This is a genomic window from Acidimicrobiales bacterium, assembly GCA_035547835.1.
GTDB lineage: Bacteria > Actinomycetota > Acidimicrobiia > Acidimicrobiales > Iamiaceae > DASZTW01.
The window spans coordinates 1-20072 of the sequence record DASZTW010000018.1; the positions used below are offsets into that span (position 1 = coordinate 1).

Genomic DNA, 20072 nt, shown 5'->3' on the forward strand with positions numbered 1-20072 from the left:
GCGCCCTGCCGGGGCGCGCCCGACCGTTCCATCGGTCGATAGAGTCCACCGAGGACCGAGGAGGTGGTCTCGACGCCCGAGCAATTCGATGTGGTGATCATCGGTGGTGGTCCTGGCGGTTACGCGTCGGCCCTGTACGGCGCCGCGGCGGGACTACGCATCGCGATGGTCGAGCGCGACGCGGTGGGCGGCACCTGCCTCAACCGCGGTTGCATCCCGGCCAAGGAGCTGCTGGAGACGGCGTCGATCTTCCGGGCGGTCGCGAGCGCCAAGGAGTTCGGCGTGCAAGCCGAGCAGCCGACGCTCGACGCCGGCGCCATGATGGCCCGCAAGCAACAAGTGGTCGACCGCCAGGTGAAGGGCCTGTCGGGGCTGCTGAAGGGTCGCAAGGTCGAGGTGCTGACCGGGCAGGGCTCGCTGGGGCCAGGTCGCCAGGTCAGCGTCACCGCGGCCGACGGCAGCGTCACCGAGCTCACCGGCACCAACGTGATCATCGCCACCGGCTCCGCGCCCAAGTTGCTGCCCGGGTTCGAGGTCGACGGCAAGGTGGTGCTGACCTCTGACGAAGTCTTCCAGATGACCGAGATGCCAAAGCGCGTGGCTGTCATCGGCGGCGGCGTGGTGGGTATCGAGTTCGCGTCGATGTTCTCCGACCTCGGCACCGAGGTCACGGTGCTCGAGGGGCTGCCGTCGATCCTCGGCGGCGTCGACGCCGACGTCGTCAAGCAGGTGCTCCGGTCGTTCCGCAAGCGCAAGCTCGGGGTTCGCACCGGCGTGAGGATCACCGGCCACACCCCGTCGTCGAGCGGCACCGCGGTGCACGTCGAGGGTGGTGACGATGTCGAGGTCGACGCGATCGTGGTGGCCGTCGGTCGTCATCCCGTCACCGACGGGCTACTGGCTGACGGCACGGGCGTGCAGCTCGACGATCGCGGCTTCGTCCAGGCCGATGAGTGGTGCCGCACGGGAGCCGATGGCGTGTGGGCGGTGGGCGACGTGATCGCCACGCCGGGCCTGGCGCACATCGGGTTCGCCGAGGCGATGCTGGTCATCAAGCAGATCCTCGGTGAGCCGGCCACGCCGATCGAGTACGGCCGCGTGCCGAACTGCGTGTACTGCCACCCGGAGATCGCGTACTGCGGCTACACCGAGCAGGGAGCGATCGATGCCGGGTTCGAGGTCGTCGCCAGCAGCCACCAGTGGCTCGGCAACGGCCGGGCGGGCATCTTGGGCGAGACCGAGGGCCTCGTGAAGGTCATCGCCGAGAAGGGTCCCGACGGCAGGGCCGGGCGCGTGCTCGGCGTGCACATGGCGGGGCCGTGGGTCACCGAGCAACTCGGGCAGGGCTATCTCGCGGTGAACTGGGAGGCCACCGTCGACGAGGTGTCCCACTTCATCCAGCCGCACCCGACCTTGTCGGAGAACTTCGGCGAGACCATGTTGACCCTCAGCGGGCGAGGCCTCCACAGCTGAGGCCCGCGCCACCGGTCGCCCGGGCCGGCGCCACAACTGAATCCACGTCCACCGACCTGTTCACCGTCGCACAGCGAGAGAGGTAGACGCCGCCATGGCCGACATCGAGATGCCCCAACTGGGTGAGACCGTCACCGAGGGCACGATCACACAATGGCTGAAGAAGGTCGGCGACCAGGTCGAGATCGATGAGCCGCTGTTCGAGGTGTCCACCGACAAGGTCGACTCCGAGGTCCCGTCGTCGGCCGCCGGCGTGCTGTCCGAGATCCTCGTGCAAGAAGGTGAGACGGTCGACGTCGGCACGAAGCTCGCGGTGGTGGGCGACGCAGCCGGTGGTGCTGCGTCGACACCCGCGGCGTCCGCCGCGGCGCCCGAGCCCGAGCCGGCTGCCGCTCCGCCGGCCCCCGAACCGGCCGCGCCGCCCCCCGCGCCAGCGCCCCCCGCGCCAGCGCCGGCGCCCGCTCCCGCGGCGCCCACTCCGTCCGTCGCGTCGGCCGCGGTGCCGGCCGCGCCTGCGGCGTCTGCGGCCGGAAGTGGCGGCACCAAGCTGTTGTCACCCGTGGTGCGCCGGTTGATCGCAGAGCACGGCCTCGATGCCGAGTCGATCGTCGGCACCGGGGTGGGCGGCCGCATCACCCGCAACGACGTGCAGAAGCTGATCGACGCGCGCAACGGCAACGGTCGCAGCGCCACCGCTCCGGCGGCGGCCGCCGGGCCGAGCGCACCAGCCGCGCCGGCACCTGCAGCGGCCGGGCCGACCGCGGAGTCGACGCCACCCGTCGCGGTGGCACAGATCCCGGCCGCGCCGGGCGCGGGCGATCAAGTGGTGCCGTTCACCAACATCCGGCGTCGCACCGCGGAGCACATGATCGGCTCGAAGCAGACCTCGGCCCATGTGTACGCCTCGATCGAAGTCGACTTCGAGGGCGTCGACCGCCTCCGGCGTTCGCACGGTCAGGCGTTCAAGGCCGAGGAGGGCTTCAGCCTGACGTACCTGCCGTTCGTCACCCGCGCGGTGGTCGACGCCATCCGTGAGTTCCCCGAGGTCAACGCGTCGGTCGGCGACAACGCGCTCGTCGTGCACGGCGCGATCAACATCGGCATCGCGGTCGATCTCGACTTCAAGGGGCTCATCGTGCCGGTGATCCATGGCGCCGACGCCATCCGCATGCGCGGCATCGCCCGGGAAGTCAGCGATCTCGCAGCTCGGGCGCGCACCAAGAAGCTCGGTGCCGACGACATCCAGGGCGGCACGTTCACGATCACCAACCCAGGCCCGTTCGGCACGCTCATCACGTTGCCGATCATCAACCAGCCGCAAGTCGCGATCTTGTCGACCGACGGCGTGAAGCGGCGACCCGTGGTGGTCGAGGCCGACGACGGCTCCGAGGCCATCGCCATCCACTCCGTCGGCAACTTGGCGCTGGCCTGGGACCACCGGGCCTTCGACGGCGCGTACGCGTCGGCGTTCCTGCGCAAGGTCCAAGAGATCATCGAGACCCGCGACTGGGAAGCCGAGCTTTGAGCGCGGCTGCCGGCACGGATCGAGGAGTCGATGGCTGACGGCCGACCCCTCCACGTGAGGTGGCTGGGCGGGGTGCGGTATCGCGATGCGCTCGCGCTCCAGCACGGCCTGCACCGTCACGGCGCCGACGACCACCTGCTCCTGCTCGAGCACCCGCACGTCTACACGCTCGGGGTGCGGGCCGACCTCGCGCATCTGCTGGTGCCGCCGACCGACGTGGGCGCCGAGCTCGCGAAGGCCGACCGTGGGGGCGACATCACGTACCACGGCCCCGGCCAGCTCGTCGGCTACCCGATCCTGACGCTGCCCGGCAAGGGAGGCGGCTCGAAACCCGACTCCGCCGCGTACGTGCACGGGCTCGAGCAGGTCGTGATCGACACGCTGGCCGACGTCGGGCTGCCGGGAGCCGGTCGGCTCGACGGCTACCCGGGCGTGTGGGTCGACAGCGGGGGAAGCGACCCGCGGAAGATCTGTGCGATCGGCGTGCGCATCAGCCGCGGGCGCACGCTGCACGGCTTCGCGCTCAACGTCGACCCCGACCTGTCGATGTTCGACCACATCGTGCCGTGCGGGATCCCCGACAAAGCAGTGACGTCGATCGTGGCGGAGGGCGTCGAGGTCGACCTGCGGACGGTGGTCGATGCGTTCGTGGCGCGCGCCGCGGCGCGCTGGGCGCTCGGCCGGCCAGTCGAACGGCACGATGTCGTGTGGCGGCACCATGCCAGCGACCTGGCCCCGTTCTCGCGCGGCGAAGGCCCCGGCGCCCTCGATCAGGCCGAGGTCGTGCCGCTCTCCGACGCCGCCCGCGGCACGTCGACCCACGCCCGCAACCGGCTCACCGAAGCCGGCGTCACCGAAGGGCTCACCATCTCGGCGCGCAAGCCCTCGTACGCCAAGGCGAAGGTCAAGATCACGCCGGAGTACGGCCGTTTGAAGCGCACCATGCGCGACCTCGACCTCGTCACGGTGTGCGAAGAGGCCGGCTGCCCCAACATCTTCGAGTGCTGGGCCGACGGTACCGCCACGTTCATGTTGAACGGCGATCGCTGCACCCGCGCGTGTGGGTTCTGCCTGGTCGACACCCGCAAGCCACTGCCGCCCGATCCCGCCGAACCCGTCCACGTCGCCGAAGCCGTGGCGCGCATGGGCCTTGGCTACGCGGTTCTCACCTGCGTCGCGCGCGACGACCTGCCCGACGGCGGTGCCGGTCAGTTCGCCGCCACCATCGCCGCGATCCGCAGCCGCAACCCGGCGGCCCGGATCGAGACGTTGATCTCCGACTGCAAGGGCGATCCTGATTCGCTGCGCATCGTGTTCGACGCCGGGCCCGACGTGCTGAACCACAACGTCGAGACCGTGGCACGGCTGCAGCGTGCCGTTCGGCCGTCGGCGTCGTACGCCCGGAGCTTGGCGGTGCTCGCGCGCGCCAAGGCCGCCGGGCTCACCACCAAGTCGTCGCTGATGGTGGGCATCGGCGAGACCGACGACGAAGTGCTGGCCACCCTGGCCGACTTGCGCGGCGTGGGCGTCGACATCGTGACGATCGGCCAGTACCTGCGGCCGACCAGCCATCACCTGCCGGTCACCCGCTGGGTGACGCCCGAGCAGTTCGACGCGTTCGCCGAGGCCGGTGAGGCCATGGGGATCGGGCATGTGGAGGCGAGCCCGCTCACGCGGTCGAGCTATCACGCCCGTCAAGCCGCGGCGGCGCTGGCCGCTACGCCGGGCGAGCTGGCCAAGGAGCCGGCGTCGTGAGCGCCGACGTCCACGTCGACCGCCTCGCCCGGGTCCGAGCGGCCATGGTCGAGCACCACGTCGACTCGCTGTTGGTGTCGGTAGGCCCCGACCTGCCGTGGCTCACCGGGTACGAGGCGATGCCCCTCGAACGGCTGACGATGCTCGTGGTGCCCGCGGGTGACCAGCCCACGTTGGTCGTGCCACGGATCGAGGCGCCTCGCGTGGTCGACCGTCCCGACGTGTTCACGATCCGCCCGTGGGACGAAGCCGAGGACCCGGTCGACATCGTGGCACGCTTGGTCGGCGCGGCGGATTGCGTGGCGGTTGGCGACCGGACGTGGGCCCGGTTCGTGATCGACCTCCAACACGTCTTGCCGCGGCGCCACTGGCGCAAGGGCTCGCTGGTGACGGGGCCGCTGCGCGCGGTAAAGGACTTCGCCGAGATCCAACAGCTGCGGGCGGCGGCGTCGGCCGCCGACCGGGTCGCGGCGCAGCTGCAGGACGGCGAGATCCCGCTGGTGGGTCGCACCGAGGCTGCGATCTCCGCGGACATCGGCGCCCGACTGCTGGCGGAGGGCCACCACCGGGTCAACTTCGCGATCGTCGCCGCGGGTGCCAACGCGGCCAGTCCGCACCACGAACCGAGCGACCGGGTGGTCGCCGCCGGCGAAGTCGTGTTGTGCGACTTCGGTGGCACGCTGCTCGGCCCCGACGGTGCCGGTTACTGCTCCGACATCACGCGCTGCGTGTGGACGGGTGGCAAGGCGCCGGCCGCCGAGTTCGCAGAGCTGTACGCGGTGCTGCACGAGGCCCAGGCGGCCGGGGTCGCGGCGGCCACCGTCGGCACGACCTGTGAGGCGGTCGACGCCGCCGCCCGCTCGGTGATCGCGGCCGCCGGTCGCGGCGCGGAGTTCATCCACCGCACCGGCCACGGCATCGGCATCGAGGAGCACGAGGACCCCTACATCGTCGAGGGCAACGACACGCGCCTCGTGCCCGGGCACGCGTTCTCGGTCGAGCCGGGCATCTACGTCGACGGTCGTTGGGGTGCCCGCCTCGAGGACATCGTCGTGGCCACCGAAGCCGGCCCCGAGGCGCTCAACACCGCCGACCACGACCTCGTCGTCGTCGACTGCTGATCCCGCCCCGCCCCGCCCCGCACCACACCCTGCTTCGTTCTGGTGCCCAGAAACGGGGTCTTGGCGGGCTCCCGGTGGGGTCCTCGCGCGGCCTGGGTGGGGTCGCGGTGGGGGTTTGGTGGGGGTGCGGGTCGCGGTCGTAGCCTCTACGCCTCGTGCGCACCATCCACCTCGACGCGGCCACCGTGCTGTTGCAGTGGTCCGTCGGTGGGCTTGCGTTCCTCTGGGTGACCGGCCGGCGCCGCGAGGTCGGGATCGGCTACGGCTGGTTATTGCGCCTCACGTACGGCGCAATGGCCGTGGCCGCGCTCGCCGTGTCGGGCATCACCGATCGGGTGTGGGGACGGGAGGTCGCCACGGTCGGGGTGATCGTGGCGACGGGGGCGGCGCTGGCGGTGTCGGTCGTGCGGCGCAAGGCGGGTGTGAGCGGTCAGCGCGAGCTGCGCGATCGCCGGCGCGCCCGCGTCGCCGCCATGACCGGCATCGATCGCCACGCGGCCGAGCCGGATCCTGACGTGGCGGAGTTCCCGCCTGCGCTCGATCTGCTGGCCCCGGCGATCGGGGTGATCGGTCTGGTGTTCGCGGGCGTGCACGCGGGTCACCCGGCCGTGCTGGCGGTGGCGCGCACGATCGCCGGCGCCGCGTTCCTCGGGTCGATCTCCGACGCCATGCTGCTCGGGCACTGGTATCTCGTGCAGCCCGGGCTGACGAGGGGACCGCTACGCGAGCTGGTCAAGTGGACGGGGCTCGTGTGGCCGGTCGAGGTGCTGCTCCTGCTCGTGCCGACCGGCATGGTCTCGGTGCTCAACGGCCACATCGACGACGGCTACGGCGGGATGTTGGGCTGGATGTGGGTCACGTGCGCGGTCACCACGATCGGTCTCGTGCTGGTCACCCGCGCCGCCCTCCGGGAGCGGTACTACTCGGCTGTGATGGCCGCGACCGGTCTCCTGTACCTGGCGATCCTCACGGCCTTCGGCACCGACCTCGTCGCCCGCGCGCTGCTGTCGGGCTGAGCCGCTCGGCGCCGGCGGCGACGGGCCGCTTCCGGGGCGATGGGACAACGTCGGCGGTGCCAGCGTGCCGCTCATCGCACGCCGCGCTCGATGTGCAGGTCGCCGGCGGTGAGTCGAACCCGGAGCACGATGGTGGGGCCGCGGGACCATCCCGTCGGCGTGGTGATCTTCACCGGTTGATCGACGTCCCACCCGTTCGACTTCACGCCGAACGCCTCGATGTTGCCGGCGCGCACATGGGCGTCGAGCCGCACCCGGGTGCCCTCCGGCACGTCGATGAGGACGTTGCCGAACCGCTGATCGACCTTGACCGTCACGGTGTGGCCTTTGGCGACAGGCAGCTCGGTGAGGTCGAGGTGTTGGGTGCCTGCGAACAGCCGGTAGTGCTCGAGCTCCTGCACGCTGGTGGGCCGTTGGGTGTGGTCGCCCCAACCCCATCCGAGTGGCAGCGCGTCGGTGGTCACGGCGACCAGCAATGCGACGAAGGCCAGCACCATGAGGCTGGCCAAGGTGGCGCCGAAGATGCGCCACCGGCGCCGGCGCCGGCGTGGTGCTGCAGGCCTCGGGCCTGACGAGATGAGGGTCGGGTCGTCGCGGTCGGGAGGTCCGCCTGCCATGTTGCCGGTGACCACCGCGGTCGGGTCCCCGGCGGGCGAGCTGCCTGGCGCCTCCGCAGCGGTGGGGTCGACCCCGGCCGGGCCGGCGAGGAGGCTCACCGCGGTGGGGTCGGCGGCTGTCGGGTCGACCCGGTCCGCCCTGCCCGATCCGCCTTCCGAGTCGCGAGCGGGTGCGGCGTGGGGCACACCGGCAGGTCCGGCCCCTGGCCCGTACGGTGCGGACGGTGGGCTGGCCCCTGGCCCGTACGGCGCCGGCGGTGCGGGCGGTGGGCCGGCGTGGTGCTCCCGGTCGACTCGTGGGCCGAACAGCAACAAGAGCCCGACCACGATCAGCACCCAGCCGCCGGGGAACAGGCCGTGGCGCCACCAACCGCCCCAACCGGACAGGAATCCGAACGCCAGCAGCAGCACGACGACGCCACCCGCCACGCGGATGCGGTCATCGCTGTCGAGCCAGCGCTGGGCGAACGAACGCGCTTCGCCCTCGAGCGGGAGAAGGAAGATGCCGAGGCCGTACAGGGCAACGCCGGCCCCGCCGAGGAGCGTCAGCACCACGAACGCCGCCCGGACCCAGCGCACGTCGATGCCGAGCTCCCTCGACACCGCGCCCGACACGCCGGCCACGACATGGCGCCTCGGGCGCTCCATCCGGCGGCGACCCGGCGGTGGAGGAGGAGGCGGAGGGGGGCCGGGGTCCATGGTCTGTTCAGCGGGGGTCATGAGCTCATGGTGCGGTGAGCGGTGCCGAAACGGTATCGGGGATGCCCCTGCGGTTTCCCTGAGATCCCGGGGATCGGTCGGGGTCATCCCCCATCGCCGCCGTCCTCCCTGCGTGCGACCATGGACGCATGTCCGCGTCGACCGCAGCTCGTGATCGCTGGCGCCGCTCGCGCGATCTGGGCCCGCGGCTGCGCCGGATGCACCGCAGCTCCTCGGACCGGATGGCGTTCGGCGTGGCCGGTGGCGTGGCGGAGGCGTTCGGGCTCCCGCCGGCCGTGGTCCGGATCGCGTTCATCGTGTTGGCCCTGAACGGCGCAGGCGTGGTGCTGTACGCGCTCGGCATCGTCTTCATCCCGCCTGCACCCGGCGACGCTGGCGCGTCGCCCACCCTGGAGCGGGGCCTGGCGGCGGTGGCCCGCCGGCAACGGGCCATCGGCCTGGCGTGCATCGTGGCCGGCATCGTGTTGAGCGCCGCGCAGTTGCACTGGTTCGGCGTCGGGTTCCTGTGGCCCGTCGCGGTGGTGGCCGGCGGGCTGGTCGTGGTCTGGTCCGGGTCGTCGGAAGGCGACCGCGACCGCTGGCGGGCGCGCGCCGCCCAGATCCCGGGCCGGCCGCTCGACACCCTGCAAGGTGGTTGGGGTGTCGTGGTGCGGATCGGTTGCGGCGCGGCGCTGATGGTCGTCGGGCTCGCCGTGTTGCTCACGCGGACCAGCGGGTTCGGCTCGTTCAGCCAGATGTTGGGCGCCATGGTGGTCACGCTGCTTGGCATCGCGGTGGTCGTCGGGCCGTGGGTCCGGCGGCTGTGGCGCGCGCTCAGCGAGGAGCGCCGTGCGCGTGTCCGTTCCGAGGAGCGGGCCGAAGTGGCCGCACACCTCCACGATTCGGTGCTGCAGACGCTCGCGATGGTGCAGCGCAACCCGGGCACGCCGCGAGAGGTGGCCGCGCTCGCCCGGCGCCAAGAGCGCGATCTGCGCGCTTGGCTGTTTCCCGAGCGCGACCGGCCGCCCGAGTCGTTCGGCACGGCCCTCACCGCGGCCATGGCCGAGGTCGAGGATCTGTACGGGGTGCGCGTGCACTTGGTGATGGTGGGTGACACGACGGTCGACGGCCGGGTCGGCGGCCTGGTGCGTGCCGCTCGCGAAGCAGCGTCCAACGCGGCGGTCCATGCGGGCGTGACCGACCTCTCCGTGTACGCCGAGGCGTCGGACCGCCGCGTCGACTTGTTCGTTCGTGACCGTGGCAAGGGCTTCGACCCCTCGGCGATCGACGAGGATCGCCGAGGCGTGCGTGAGTCGATCGTGGGCCGCATGGCCCGCCACGGCGGTACGGCCGAGGTCCACTCGGCCCCAGGTGAAGGGACGGAGATCGTGTTGGAGCTGCCGCGATGAGCCGCGACGACGAGGCCGGGCGGTCGACGCCCGAGGCGGCGGGGTCGTCCGATCCCGATCTGGCGACGGCCGAAGCAGCCTCGGCGGCGGAGGCTCACGGTTCCTCGCCGACGAGCGCGCAGAGCGGCCGGCCCCGCGTGTTCCTGGTCGACGACCACCGCCTGTTCCTGGCGGGTGTCAGAGCCGAGCTTGGCGACCGTGTCGAGGTGGTGGGCGAGGCAGGTGACGTCGAGGCCGCGGTTTCCGGCATCGCCGGCTCCGAGCCCGATGTCGTCCTGCTCGACGTCCACTTCCCCGGAGGTGGCGGCGCAGCGGTGATCGAGGCGGTCAAGGCCCGCGGGGTGACCACGACGTTCTTGGCGCTGTCGGTGTCCGACGCCGCCGACGACGTGATCCGCGTGATCCGCGCCGGTGCGCGCGGTTACGTCACCAAGACGATCGGCCCGGACTCGTTGGTCGACGCGATCGAGCGCGTGCGCGGGGGTGATGCGGTCTTTTCACCCCGGCTGGCGGGTTTCGTGCTCGATGCCTTCGCCACCGAGCTCCCCTCCACCGCGGCCGATCCCGAGCTCGACCAGCTCACCGCGCGCGAGCGTGAGGTCCTGCGGCTGATCGCCCGGGGCTACACGTACAAGGAGATCGCCCGTCGCCTCACGATCTCGCCCAAGACGGTCGAGACCCACGTGTCGGCCGTGCTTCGCAAGCTCCAGCTGTCGAGCCGTCACGAGCTCACGACCTGGGCAAACGACCGTCGTCTGGTGTGACGCGACGACCCGCCGGGTGCATCGCGGCTGGTCATCAGGAACAATGGATGGATGCCACGCGCCATCTGGACCGGTGCCATCAGCTTCGGGTTGGTCAACATCCCGAGCCGGCTGTTCCCCGCCGTGTCCCGCAAGACCGTGCACTTCAACCAGATCGACACCCGCACCGAGTCACGGGTTCGCTTGAAGAAGACGTCAGCCGCCGACGGCAGTGAGGTGCCCGCCGAGGCCATCGCCCGCGGCTACGAGCTGGCCGACGGCCGTTACGTGATCGTCAGCGACGAGGAGCTCGCTGCGCTCGATCCCGCGGCATCGCGCACCATCGACATCCAACAGTTCTGCGACTTGTCGGAGATCGACCCGATCTTCTACGACACCGCGTACACGATCGCTCCCGATCACGCGGCCATCAAGCCGTACGCGCTGTTGCTGCACGCCATGGAGGAAGCGCAGAAGGTGGCCATCGCCCGCTTCGTGATGCGCACCAAGCAGTACGTCGGCGCGCTGCGCCCCGCCGACGGCCGGCTGGTGCTGTCGACGATGGTGTACGCCGACGAGATCAACGACCCGGCCACGGTCGAGGAGCTGGAGTCGATCGACTCGGTCGAGGTGAGCGACAGCGAGCTGGCCATGGCCCGCCAGCTCATCTCCACGCTCGACGCGCCGTTCGAACCCGAGGCCTACCGCGACGAGTACCGGGAGAAGGTGCTGGAGCTGATCGAGGCCAAGGCCGGCGGCGCCACCGAAGTCCTCGAGGCCGTTTCGGGCGGACCGAGCCCGGAGAAGGTCGTCGACCTCATGGCCGCGCTGGAGCAGAGCGTCAAGGAAGCCAAGAAGGCCCGCAAGGCCTCGTGACCTGCACGGCAGGATCGTGATGGCCGAGGAGCGGACCACCGTCCACATCGACGACCGGACGTTGTCGGTCTCCAACCTCGACAAGGTCCTGTATCCGGCGGTCGGGTTCACCAAGGGCGAGGTGATCGACTACTACGCCCGCATCGCGCCGGTGATGGTGCCGCACCTGGCGGGTCGGTGCGTCACGTTCCGGCGCTTCCCGAACGGCGTCGACGGCCAGACGTTCTTCGAGAAGCGCTGCCCGAAGCACCGGCCGGAGTGGGTGGGCGTCGCACCCGGTCCCGGCGACGGCGGCGACAACATCGACTACTGCCTGCTCGAGGACCGGCCGGCGCTCGTCTGGGCGGCGAACCTCGCGGCGCTCGAGTTGCACACGCCGATGTCGCTGGCCTCCGACCTCGACACGCCCACCATGGTCGTGTTCGACCTCGACCCCGGCCCGGGCACCGCGATCCCCGAGTGCGCCGCGCTGGCGGTCGCCATCCGCGAGTTGCTCGGCCAGCTGTCGTTGCGCTGTTGGGCCAAGACGTCGGGCTCGAAGGGCTTGCAGCTGTACGTGCCGCTCAACACGCCGACCGACCACGACCACGCATCGGGCCTCGCGCACGCCGTCGCCACCATCTTCGAGCAGCAGCGCCCCGACGACGTCGTCTCGCGCCAGGACAAGAGCTTGCGCAAGGGCAAAGTGCTGATCGACTGGAGTCAGAACAGCCGGCACAAGACGACGGTGTGCGTGTACTCCCTGCGGGCGCGTGCCGAGCCCACCGTGTCGACGCCCGTGACGTGGGACGAAGTCGAAGCGGCGGCCGACGGCGCGCCGTTGCGTTTCGACGTGGCCGACGTGCTGGCACGCGTCGACGAGCTGGGTGACCTGTTTGCCGATGTGCTCACCGTGCAGCAGCACCTGCCCAACGTGCCGGACACCTGACGGATCGCGTGGCGTGGCCCTTTTCGGCGCGGGCCCGCCTGGCCCGTACCGTGAGCAGCGAAGCGGTGCGAGCCGAACCGGCGAGCGAGGAGCGACAGCGGATGGAACTGCGGCGGGTTGGTGACTCGGGCCTGCGCATCTCGGCGGTGAGCCTGGGATGCAACAACTTCGGGATGAAGATCGACGCCGTGGCGGCGAAGGTCGTGGTCGACGCCGCGCTCGACGCGGGCATCACCATGTTCGACACTTCGGCGAGCTACGGCGGCGGGCATTCCGAAGAGTACTTGGGCGCCGCGCTGCAGGGCCGGCGCGACGACGTGATCGTGGCCACCAAGTTCGGGTCACGGACGATGGAGCGCGGCTACCCCGTCGGCGGGTCGCGCCGGCACCTGATCGCCGAGTGCGAAGCCAGCCTGCGCCGCTTGGGCACCGACTGGATCGACTTGTACTACCTGCACTACGCCGACCCCACCACGCCGATCGACGAGACGTTGCGCGCGCTCGACGACCTCGTGCGCGCGGGCAAGGTTCGCTACGTGGCGGGCTCCAACATGGCGGCGTGGCAGATCGCGGAAGCCGAGCACACGGCCCGGGGCGCGGGCACCGGGCGGTTCATCGCCACGCAGGCGCAATGGAGCTTGCTGCGGCGCGACGTCGAGCGAGAGATCGTGCCGGCGTGTCGCCACTACGGCATCGGAGTGGTGCCGTACTTCCCGCTGGCGTCGGGGCTGCTCACCGGCAAGTACCGCGCGGGCGAGGCACCCCCCGAAGGCACCCGGTTCGCAGCCGTGCCGCGCTTGGCGGCGGGCTACGGAGAAGCCGACTGGGCGACGGTGGCTCGCCTCGACGCGTTTGCCCGCGAGCGCGGCCACTCGCTCTTGGAGTTGGCCATGTCGTGGGTGGCGGGCCAGCCGGGCGCGTCGACCGTGCTGGTGGGCGCCACCACGCCCGAGCAGGTGCAGGCGAACGTGACCGCCATCGGCTGGTCGCTCACCGCCGACGACCGAGCACAGATCGACGTCGTGTTGTCCGACACCGGCGAACTGTGAGCACTTGAGGTCCCGGAGCGGCCCCAAGTGGTCGCAATGGGACGGTGAGCAGGCGAGAGCCGGACGAGTCAGCGGGCGACGAAGTACTTCGCGCGCGGGTGGTGGCAGATGATCGCCGCGGTGGTCTGCTCCGGCTGGAACTGGAAACCGGTCTCCTCGTTGACCTCGATGCCGAGCCGCTCGGCGCCGAGCAGATGTGCGACGCGCTCGTTGTCGGCGAGGTCGGGGCATGCGGGGTAGCCCCAGGAGTAGCGGCCGGAGCGGTACTGCTGGCGGAACAAGCCCTGGAGCGTCGGCCCGTCCTCGTCGGCGAAGCCCCACTCCTCACGTACCCGACGATGCCAGTACTCGGCAAGCGCTTCGGTCATCTCGACGCTGAGGCCGTGGAGGAACAAGTAGTCCTGGTACTCGTTGTTCGCGAACAGCTCGGCAGTGCGCTCCGAGGCGCGGGCACCCATCGACACCAACATGAACGCCACGTAGTCGACTTCGCCGCGTGCGCCGTTCTCGTCGGTGAGCGGGCGGAAGAAGTCGGCGATGCAGAGGTAGGGATCCTCGGTCTGGCGCGGGTAGGCGAAACGGGTGACCTCGCTGGTGCGCTCCTCGTCGGACCAGACCACGACGTCGTTGCCGTCCTTGTTGCACGGCCAGAAGCCGTAGACGACCTGGGGGACGAGCAGTTGCTCGGCGCGGGCCCGGTCGAGTTGCTCGCGCAGCAACGGCCGGATGCGCGCTTTGAAGTCCTCGTCGCGCTCGGTGGGGGCTTGCACGTCGCCGGCCGCTTGGGCGGCCTTGCCGCGGCGGCGGGCGCCTTCGGGTCGGAACTGCCACTGGTTGCGGAACAGCGCCGTCTCGTTGAGGTACGCCGCGATGTCGTCGAGCGGGATGCCTTTGACGACCTTCGAGCCGATGAACGGCGGGACGAACACCTTGTTGTCGGGGTCGACCTCCGGCGAGCGCGCAGGGAGGCTGGCGGGGTCGACGGCTGCCCGCTGAGCCTCGAGACGCGACCGCACTTTCGACTCCGACGGCACGCGTCCCCAGTCGGGGTCGTCGAGCGACGGGTCGCGCCGGACCTCGCCGAGTCGGTCCATCACGCGCAGGCCCTCGAACGCGTCCTGCCCGTAGAACAGCCGTCCGTTGTAGATCTCCCGGAGGTCACGCTCGACGTAGCTGCGGGTGAGCGCGGCGCCGCCGAGCACGACCGGGATGCGCTCCAAGTTGCGCTGGTTCAGTTCCTCGAGGTTCTCGCGCATGATCAGGGTGCTCTTCACGAGCAGCCCGCTCATGCCGATGGCGTCGGCCTCGACCTCGAGGGCCTTGTCGACCATCTCGCTGATCGCGACCTTGATGCCGAGGTTGTGCACCTCGTAGCCGTTGTTGGTGAGGATGATGTCGACGAGGTTCTTGCCGATGTCGTGCACGTCGCCCTTCACCGTGGCGAGCACGATCCGGCCCTTGCCGACGTCGCCTTCGGCCTTTTCCATGTGCGGTTCGAGGTGCGCGACCGCGGCCTTCATGGTCTCGGCGGACTGCAGCACGAACGGAAGCTGCATCTCGCCGGAGCCGAACAAGTCGCCGACGACCTTCATGCCGGCGAGCAGGAACTCGTTGATGATGTCGAGCGCAGAGTGCCCGGCGGCCATGGCTTCGTCGAGCTCGTCGGTGAGCCCGTCGCGGTCGCCGTCGATGATGCGTTGCTTGAGACGGTCCTCGACCGGCCAGTCGGAGTGGTCCTCCTTCTCGGCGACGACCACGTCGACGTCGGCGAAGATCTCGAGCAGCTTGGTCAGGGGGTCGTAGTGGGGGTCGCCGCCCGATAGCGCGCCTTCGGCGCCGCGCCGGTCGTAGATGAGGTCCATGCACACGTCGCGCTGCTCGTCGGGGATCCGGTTGAGCGGCAAGATCTTGCTGGCGTGCACGATGGCCGAGTCGAGCCCGGCCTGCACGCACTCGTGCAAGAACACGGAGTTCACGGCGTGACGGGCGGCTGGCTTGAGCCCGAAACTGATGTTGGACAGGCCGAGCGTGGTGTGGACGCCGGGCAGCTCCTGCTTGATGAGCCGGATGCCTTCGATGGTGGCGATGCCGTCGCGGCGGCTCTCCTCCATGCCGGTGCCGAGCGTGAGGGCCAACGGGTCGAAGATCAGGTCACTCGGCTCGAGGCCGTAGCGCTCGATGGCCAAGTCGTGGATCGCCTTGGCGGCTCGCAACTTCCACTCGGGCGTGCGGGCCTGGCCCTCGGTGTCGATGCACGTGCAGACCACGGCCGCGCCGTACGTGGCGGCGAGCGTGAGGAAGCGGTCGAGGCGGGTACCCGGCTCGTCGCCGTCCTCGAGGTTCACCGAGTTCAGGATCGGCCGGCCGCCGATCCACTGCAGCGCGGTCTCGACGACCGGCGCCTCGGTGGAGTCGATCATCAGCGGCGCGTTGGCCTGCGTGGCGAAGCGCGACGCGATCTCGTTCATGTCGACCGTGCCGTCGCGGCCCACGTAGTCGACGCACACGTCGAGCACGTGCGCGCCCGACTTGACCTGCTCGGTGGCCATCTTCGAACAGCTGTCCCAGTCGCCGGCGAGCATCGCTTCGCGGAACTTCTTGGAGCCGTTGGCGTTGGTGCGCTCGCCGATCATCAGGAACGACGTGTCTTGGCGCAGCGCGACGGCCGAGTAGATCGACGTGACCGAAGGTTCGTAGACGGGCTCGCGCTGCAGCGGCGTCAGGTGCCCGACCGCGTCGACCAGCTTGGAGATGAACTCGGGGGTGGTGCCGCAGCAGCCGCCCACGATGTTGACGCCGAGCTCGGTCACGAACCGGGTCTGGTACTCGACGAACTGGTCGGCGGTGAGGTCGTAGTGCATCTCGCCGTCGACCACCGAAGGGAGCCCGGCGTTGGGCAGGCACGAGATCGGCATGCGGCTGTGCGCGCTGAGGTGGCGCAAGTGCTCGCTCATCTCGGACGGGCCGGTGGCGCAGTTGATGCCGATGATGTCGATCTTGAGCGGCTCGATGGCGGCGAGCGCGGCGCCGATCTCGGTGCCCGGCAGCATGCGGCCGGTGAGCTCGATGGTGACCTGCCCCTGGATCGGCACGTCGCGTCCGGCCGCTGCCATGGCCTTGCGGCACGCGATGACCGCGGCTTTCAGGCCGAGCAAGTCGAACTGGGTCTCGATGATGAAGAGGTCGACGCCGCCTTCGAGCAGCGCGGCGGCTTCTGCCTCGTAGGCGTCGCGAAGGTCGGCGAACGGGATCTGGCCCAACGACGCGAACTTCGTGCCGGGGCCGATCGAGCCGGCCACGAAGCGAGGGCGATCCGGCGTCGAGAAGCGATCGGCCACCTCGCGGGCGATACGGGCGTTCGCGAGGGTGATCTCGTGCACACGGTCGGCCAACCCGTACTCGCCGAGTGGGATGGCGAACGATCCGAACGTGTTGGTCTCCACCACGTCGGCGCCCGCCTCGAAGTACGCCGTGTGCAGCCCCGCCACGACATCGGGCCGGGTGATCGCGAGGTACTCGTTGCATCCCTCGAGGTCGGGCCCGCCGAAGTCGTCGGCGGTCAGGTGTTGCGTCTGGAGCCAGGTGCCGGTGGCACCGTCGTACACGACCACCTTGCGCGAAACGAGATCGAGAAAATCACTCATGCAAAACGCCAACCTTCGACGGCCATGAGTGCCTGGTTCCCGTCGCGGTCCTTCTGGACCTCCGGCGCAGTGGCACCCTCCTGCTTCGCCCCGCTCGTTGGCGTACGAAGCCCTCGGCGCAACTCTACCGTGTAGGACCTCGCCTTCAGAAGCTGGTTCGATGGGCAGATGAAGATCTACACGCGCAAGGGCGACGACGGCACGACTGGGCTCCTGTACGGCGGGCGGGTCGCCAAGGACTCGCCGCTGCCGGTGGCCTACGGCACGGTCGACGAGGCGCAAGCTGCGCTCGGTGCCGCGAGGGCGGAGGCGGAGCGGGGCGGCGAGCTCGACGAGATCCTGATCGGGCTCGAGCGTGACTTGTGGGTGCTGATGGCCGAGCTGGCCACCGACCCGTCGAACCGTCACAAGCTCACGGCCGGCCAGAACCTGGTCACGGCCGAGATGGTCGACGCGCTCGAAGGGCGCATCGACGATGTCGACACCAAGTTCGAGCCGCCCAAGGAGTTCGTGGTGCCAGGCCAGAACCGGGTGGCCGCCTTGCTCGACGTGGCCCGTACCGTGGTGCGCCGAGCCGAGCGGGCCACCCTCGCGGCTGCGGTCGACGGTTCCGAGGCCGTGCGGTACCTGAACCGGCTCAGCGACTTGTGCTGGACGTTGGCCCGCTGGCAAGAAGCGGTGGGTGGCCCCGATGCCGGGTCGTTGACCGCGCGCGGCGGCTGACTCGGCCGTCGCGAGCGGTGGGTGCGGCCCGGCCAGGTGGGTGCGCGAGGTGGGTGCGGCCCGCTGGCCTGGAGGCAGCGGTCTCGGGTCGGCCTCGGGGCCGCGGTGCCAGGGGCCCCGCTCAGCTCGCCGTGCCGGCGGGGTGGCCGCCCGCGTGGAGCGCTTGGCGGTGACGATTGGCCGCCCACTCGGTGGCCTCGCGGGCCATGGCTGGGTGGTAGCGCCAGCGGCTCAAGGTGTGCTGCGTGGTCTCGATGTCCTCGCCGAGCTCCAACAAGCTGAGCGCGAGTTGCCGGACACGGCGTTGCTCGCGCTGCGCACGGGGCACCGCGAGCTCCGCTTCGAGCCAGCGTGCGTGGGCGGTGCGCCGCGGCTCGGGAAGCGACTCGGCCTGGCGGCGGGTCAGCGGCGGCAGCTTGCGACGGACCGACAGCTCGTGCTCGTGGTCGGTCCGGGCCATGCCGAACTGCACGCAGCGGATCAGCGCCCGGGCGAACGGCGAGTGGCGGCCGTTCTTCGATCCGAGCCCCAGCGCGGTGGCGCACTCGGGGAGCGAGAGCACGAAGCCATCGGGATGCAGGTCGAGCTCGCCGGCGAGGTGGCGGAGCAGCCAGGTGGTGCTCGGGCCGAGGATCCCGAGCCAGAACTTCTCGACGTACGCCGACCTCGGGTCGTGGCCCACCCGGTCGATGACCGGGTCGGACCAAGGGCGGATCGCAAGGGTGTCGGTGGGCAGGTCGAGCAGTGGAGTGGTCATCGGGCTTCTCCGTGGCCGTGGTGACGAGCAGGCGGGGAAGCGGTTTTCATGATGTTTCATGACTTTCCGCACTTTGACACCGAGGGCGACGGCCGTCAAGCGGTCATAGGCTCCCGTGATGGCCCGCACTCGTGTCCACAACTTCGCTGTCTCACTCGACGGTTTCGCCACCGGCGAAGGTCAGAGCCTCGAAGCGCCGTTCGGCCACGTGGGCCACACGCTGCTCGAGTGGTTCGACGGCCGGGTGCTGTACGGCATCGACAAGGAACCGACGCAACCCGCCACCGCGGAGCGGGTCCTGTCGACCGCGTGGAGCCAGGGGATCGGCGCCGAGATCATGGGGCGCAACAAGTTCGGGCCGCAGCGGGGAACCTGGCCCGACGACGGCTGGAAGGGTTGGTGGGGCGACGACCCCCCGTTCCACACGCCGGTGTTCGTGCTCACGCACCACCCCCGGCCGCCCATCGAGCTCGACGGCGGTACGACGTTCCACTTCATCGACGCCAGCCCGGCCGAGGCCCTGGCCGAGGCGCGAGCCGCGGCCGGGGGTCTCGACGTGCGGATCGGGGGTGGGCCGTCGACCGTCCGATCGTTCCTCGAAGCCGACTTGGTCGACCACTTCCACATCGCGCTCGTGCCGGTGGTCGTGGGTCGGGGTGTGCGGGTCTGGGACGGGCTCGAGGCGTTGCACGAGCGGTTCGACGTCGATGTCGTGACGATGCCGAGCAAGGTCACCCATCTCACGTTCACCCGCCGTTGAGCGCCGTTCGCGACCTCGACACGGTCCGGAGGTGGATCGCCGATGCCGAGCGGGTCGTGGTGCTCACCGGCGCGGGGATCTCGACCGATTCGGGGATCCCCGACTTCCGTGGACCGAACGGCCTGTGGACCAAGAACCCGGCCGCCGAGAAGGCGTCCGACATCCGGTACTACCTGGCCGATCCCGACGTGCGACGGGCCGCGTGGCAGAGCCGGGTGGCCAACCGTGACCGGGACATCGAGCCGAACGCGGGCCATCGCGCCTTGGTCGACCTCGAGGCGTCGGGCCGGCTGCACACGCTCGTCACGCAGAACATCGACGGCCTGCACCAGCGCGCCGGCACGTCGCCCGACCTCGTGGTGGAGATCCACGGCAACACGGTCGAGGCCGTCTGCCTCATGTGTGCCGATCGGCTCCCCATGGCAGAGGTGCTCGACCGGGTTGCGGCCGGCGAGGAAGACCCGGCGTGTCGACGGTGCGGAGGGATCTTGAAATCGGCCACGATCTCGTTCGGCCAGTCGCTGGTCGAGGCCGACCTCCGGCGGGCCGAGGCCGCCGCCACCGCATCCGATCTGCTGGTCGCCGTCGGCACCACGCTGACCGTGTATCCCATCGCCGCCCTGCCCGTGGTCGCGCAGCGCGCCGGCGCGAGGGTGGTCACGTTGAACGGCGAGCCGACCGATTTCGACACCCAGGCGGACGCCGTCCTGCGCGGCCGGATCAGCGACCTCCTGCCCGCCCTCGTCGCCACCCTCCCCCGCGCCCCACCTGACAGTGAGAATGGTGAGTGGGGCCAGCGCACCGCCGGTCTGACTCACCGCCTGACTGACTCGGTGTCTTCAACGGGATTCGTGGGCCGGTAGGGCGCTGGCCCCGTTGCACCTGCTCGCGATCGACGTGACCTCATAGGAGCCTGCGCTCACAGGCGCCCATCACTGTCTTGTCCACCGGTTGCTGGCGCGTGCTGCCCGCCCGTT

16 protein-coding genes are annotated in these 20072 nt (G+C 70.5%); 13 read left to right on the forward strand and 3 right to left on the reverse strand.

The window, feature by feature from the left end; translation table 11 throughout:
- Window positions 1-63 precede the first annotated feature (63 nt).
- The 5 genes from lpdA to VHA73_14465 all read left to right on the forward strand — a co-directional run bounded on the left by lpdA (window position 64) and on the right by VHA73_14465 (window position 6890).
- On the forward strand, window positions 64-1473 hold the full coding sequence (gene lpdA / locus VHA73_14445; GenBank protein ID HVX19226.1) for a dihydrolipoyl dehydrogenase: 1410 nt from the start codon (window positions 64-66) through the stop codon (window positions 1471-1473).
- A 40-nt stretch (window positions 1474-1513) separates the two neighbouring features.
- The gene (sucB, locus tag VHA73_14450) at window positions 1514-2998 is read left to right on the forward strand and encodes a 2-oxoglutarate dehydrogenase, E2 component, dihydrolipoamide succinyltransferase (GenBank protein HVX19227.1); all 1485 of its coding nucleotides are present in this window, start codon (window positions 1514-1516) and stop codon (window positions 2996-2998) included.
- 30 nt (window positions 2999-3028) lie between these two features.
- Window positions 3029-4753, forward strand: a complete 1725-nt coding sequence (gene lipA, locus VHA73_14455) for a lipoyl synthase (protein HVX19228.1) — start codon at window positions 3029-3031, stop codon at window positions 4751-4753.
- A complete protein-coding gene (locus VHA73_14460; protein ID HVX19229.1) occupies window positions 4750-5874 on the forward strand; it encodes a Xaa-Pro peptidase family protein in 1125 nt (374 codons plus the stop codon). The genes lipA and VHA73_14460 overlap by 4 nt, the downstream gene beginning before the upstream one ends.
- A gap of 155 nt (window positions 5875-6029) precedes the next feature.
- Window positions 6030-6890: a hypothetical protein gene (locus VHA73_14465; protein HVX19230.1), complete on the forward strand. Its 861-nt coding sequence runs from the start codon at window positions 6030-6032 to the stop codon at window positions 6888-6890.
- Window positions 6891-6961: 71 nt separating this feature from the next.
- Here VHA73_14465 and VHA73_14470 read toward each other — a convergent pair whose 3' ends face one another.
- The gene (locus tag VHA73_14470; GenBank protein ID HVX19231.1) at window positions 6962-8155 is read right to left on the reverse strand and encodes a LiaF domain-containing protein; all 1194 of its coding nucleotides are present in this window, start codon (window positions 8153-8155) and stop codon (window positions 6962-6964) included.
- A gap of 200 nt (window positions 8156-8355) precedes the next feature.
- On the opposite strand from VHA73_14470, the gene VHA73_14475 reads away from it, so the two are divergent.
- From VHA73_14475 to VHA73_14495, 5 genes are all read left to right on the forward strand, one after another.
- Window positions 8356-9615 carry a PspC domain-containing protein gene (locus tag VHA73_14475; protein ID HVX19232.1) on the forward strand — a complete coding sequence of 420 codons (1260 nt, stop codon included), beginning with the start codon at window positions 8356-8358 and terminating at the stop codon, window positions 9613-9615.
- Window positions 9612-10379 (forward strand): response regulator transcription factor, encoded by a 768-nt coding sequence (locus VHA73_14480; protein ID HVX19233.1) that lies wholly within the window; start codon window positions 9612-9614, stop codon window positions 10377-10379. Before VHA73_14475 ends, VHA73_14480 begins: the two co-directional genes overlap by 4 nt.
- Before the next feature lie 51 nt (window positions 10380-10430).
- Window positions 10431-11234: a Ku protein gene (locus VHA73_14485; protein HVX19234.1), complete on the forward strand. Its 804-nt coding sequence runs from the start codon at window positions 10431-10433 to the stop codon at window positions 11232-11234.
- A 19-nt stretch (window positions 11235-11253) separates the two neighbouring features.
- Window positions 11254-12162 carry a non-homologous end-joining DNA ligase gene (gene ligD / locus VHA73_14490; protein ID HVX19235.1) on the forward strand — a complete coding sequence of 303 codons (909 nt, stop codon included), beginning with the start codon at window positions 11254-11256 and terminating at the stop codon, window positions 12160-12162.
- Between the two features lie 101 nt (window positions 12163-12263).
- Window positions 12264-13211, forward strand: coding sequence for an aldo/keto reductase (locus tag VHA73_14495; GenBank protein ID HVX19236.1), 948 nt, complete (start codon window positions 12264-12266; stop codon window positions 13209-13211).
- Between the two features lie 68 nt (window positions 13212-13279).
- Here the strand turns inward: VHA73_14495 and metH are convergent, their stop codons facing one another.
- On the reverse strand, window positions 13280-16855 hold the full coding sequence (gene metH / locus VHA73_14500) for a methionine synthase (GenBank protein HVX19237.1): 3576 nt from the start codon (window positions 16853-16855) through the stop codon (window positions 13280-13282).
- Window positions 16856-17023: 168 nt separating this feature from the next.
- On the opposite strand from metH, the gene VHA73_14505 reads away from it, so the two are divergent.
- Window positions 17024-17578: a cob(I)yrinic acid a,c-diamide adenosyltransferase gene (locus tag VHA73_14505; protein HVX19238.1), complete on the forward strand. Its 555-nt coding sequence runs from the start codon at window positions 17024-17026 to the stop codon at window positions 17576-17578.
- Window positions 17579-17699: 121 nt separating this feature from the next.
- On the opposite strand, the gene VHA73_14510 is transcribed toward VHA73_14505, so the two are convergent.
- Entirely contained in the window at window positions 17700-18335 is a 636-nt protein-coding gene (locus VHA73_14510; protein ID HVX19239.1) for a hypothetical protein, read from the reverse strand.
- 118 nt (window positions 18336-18453) lie between these two features.
- On the opposite strand from VHA73_14510, the gene VHA73_14515 reads away from it, so the two are divergent.
- Complete coding sequence (locus tag VHA73_14515) at window positions 18454-19095, forward strand: dihydrofolate reductase family protein (protein HVX19240.1); 642 nt, start codon at window positions 18454-18456, stop codon at window positions 19093-19095.
- Window positions 19092-19958: a Sir2 family NAD-dependent protein deacetylase gene (locus VHA73_14520; GenBank protein ID HVX19241.1), complete on the forward strand. Its 867-nt coding sequence runs from the start codon at window positions 19092-19094 to the stop codon at window positions 19956-19958. Before VHA73_14515 ends, VHA73_14520 begins: the two co-directional genes overlap by 4 nt.
- The last annotated feature ends 114 nt before the right edge of the window (window positions 19959-20072 follow it).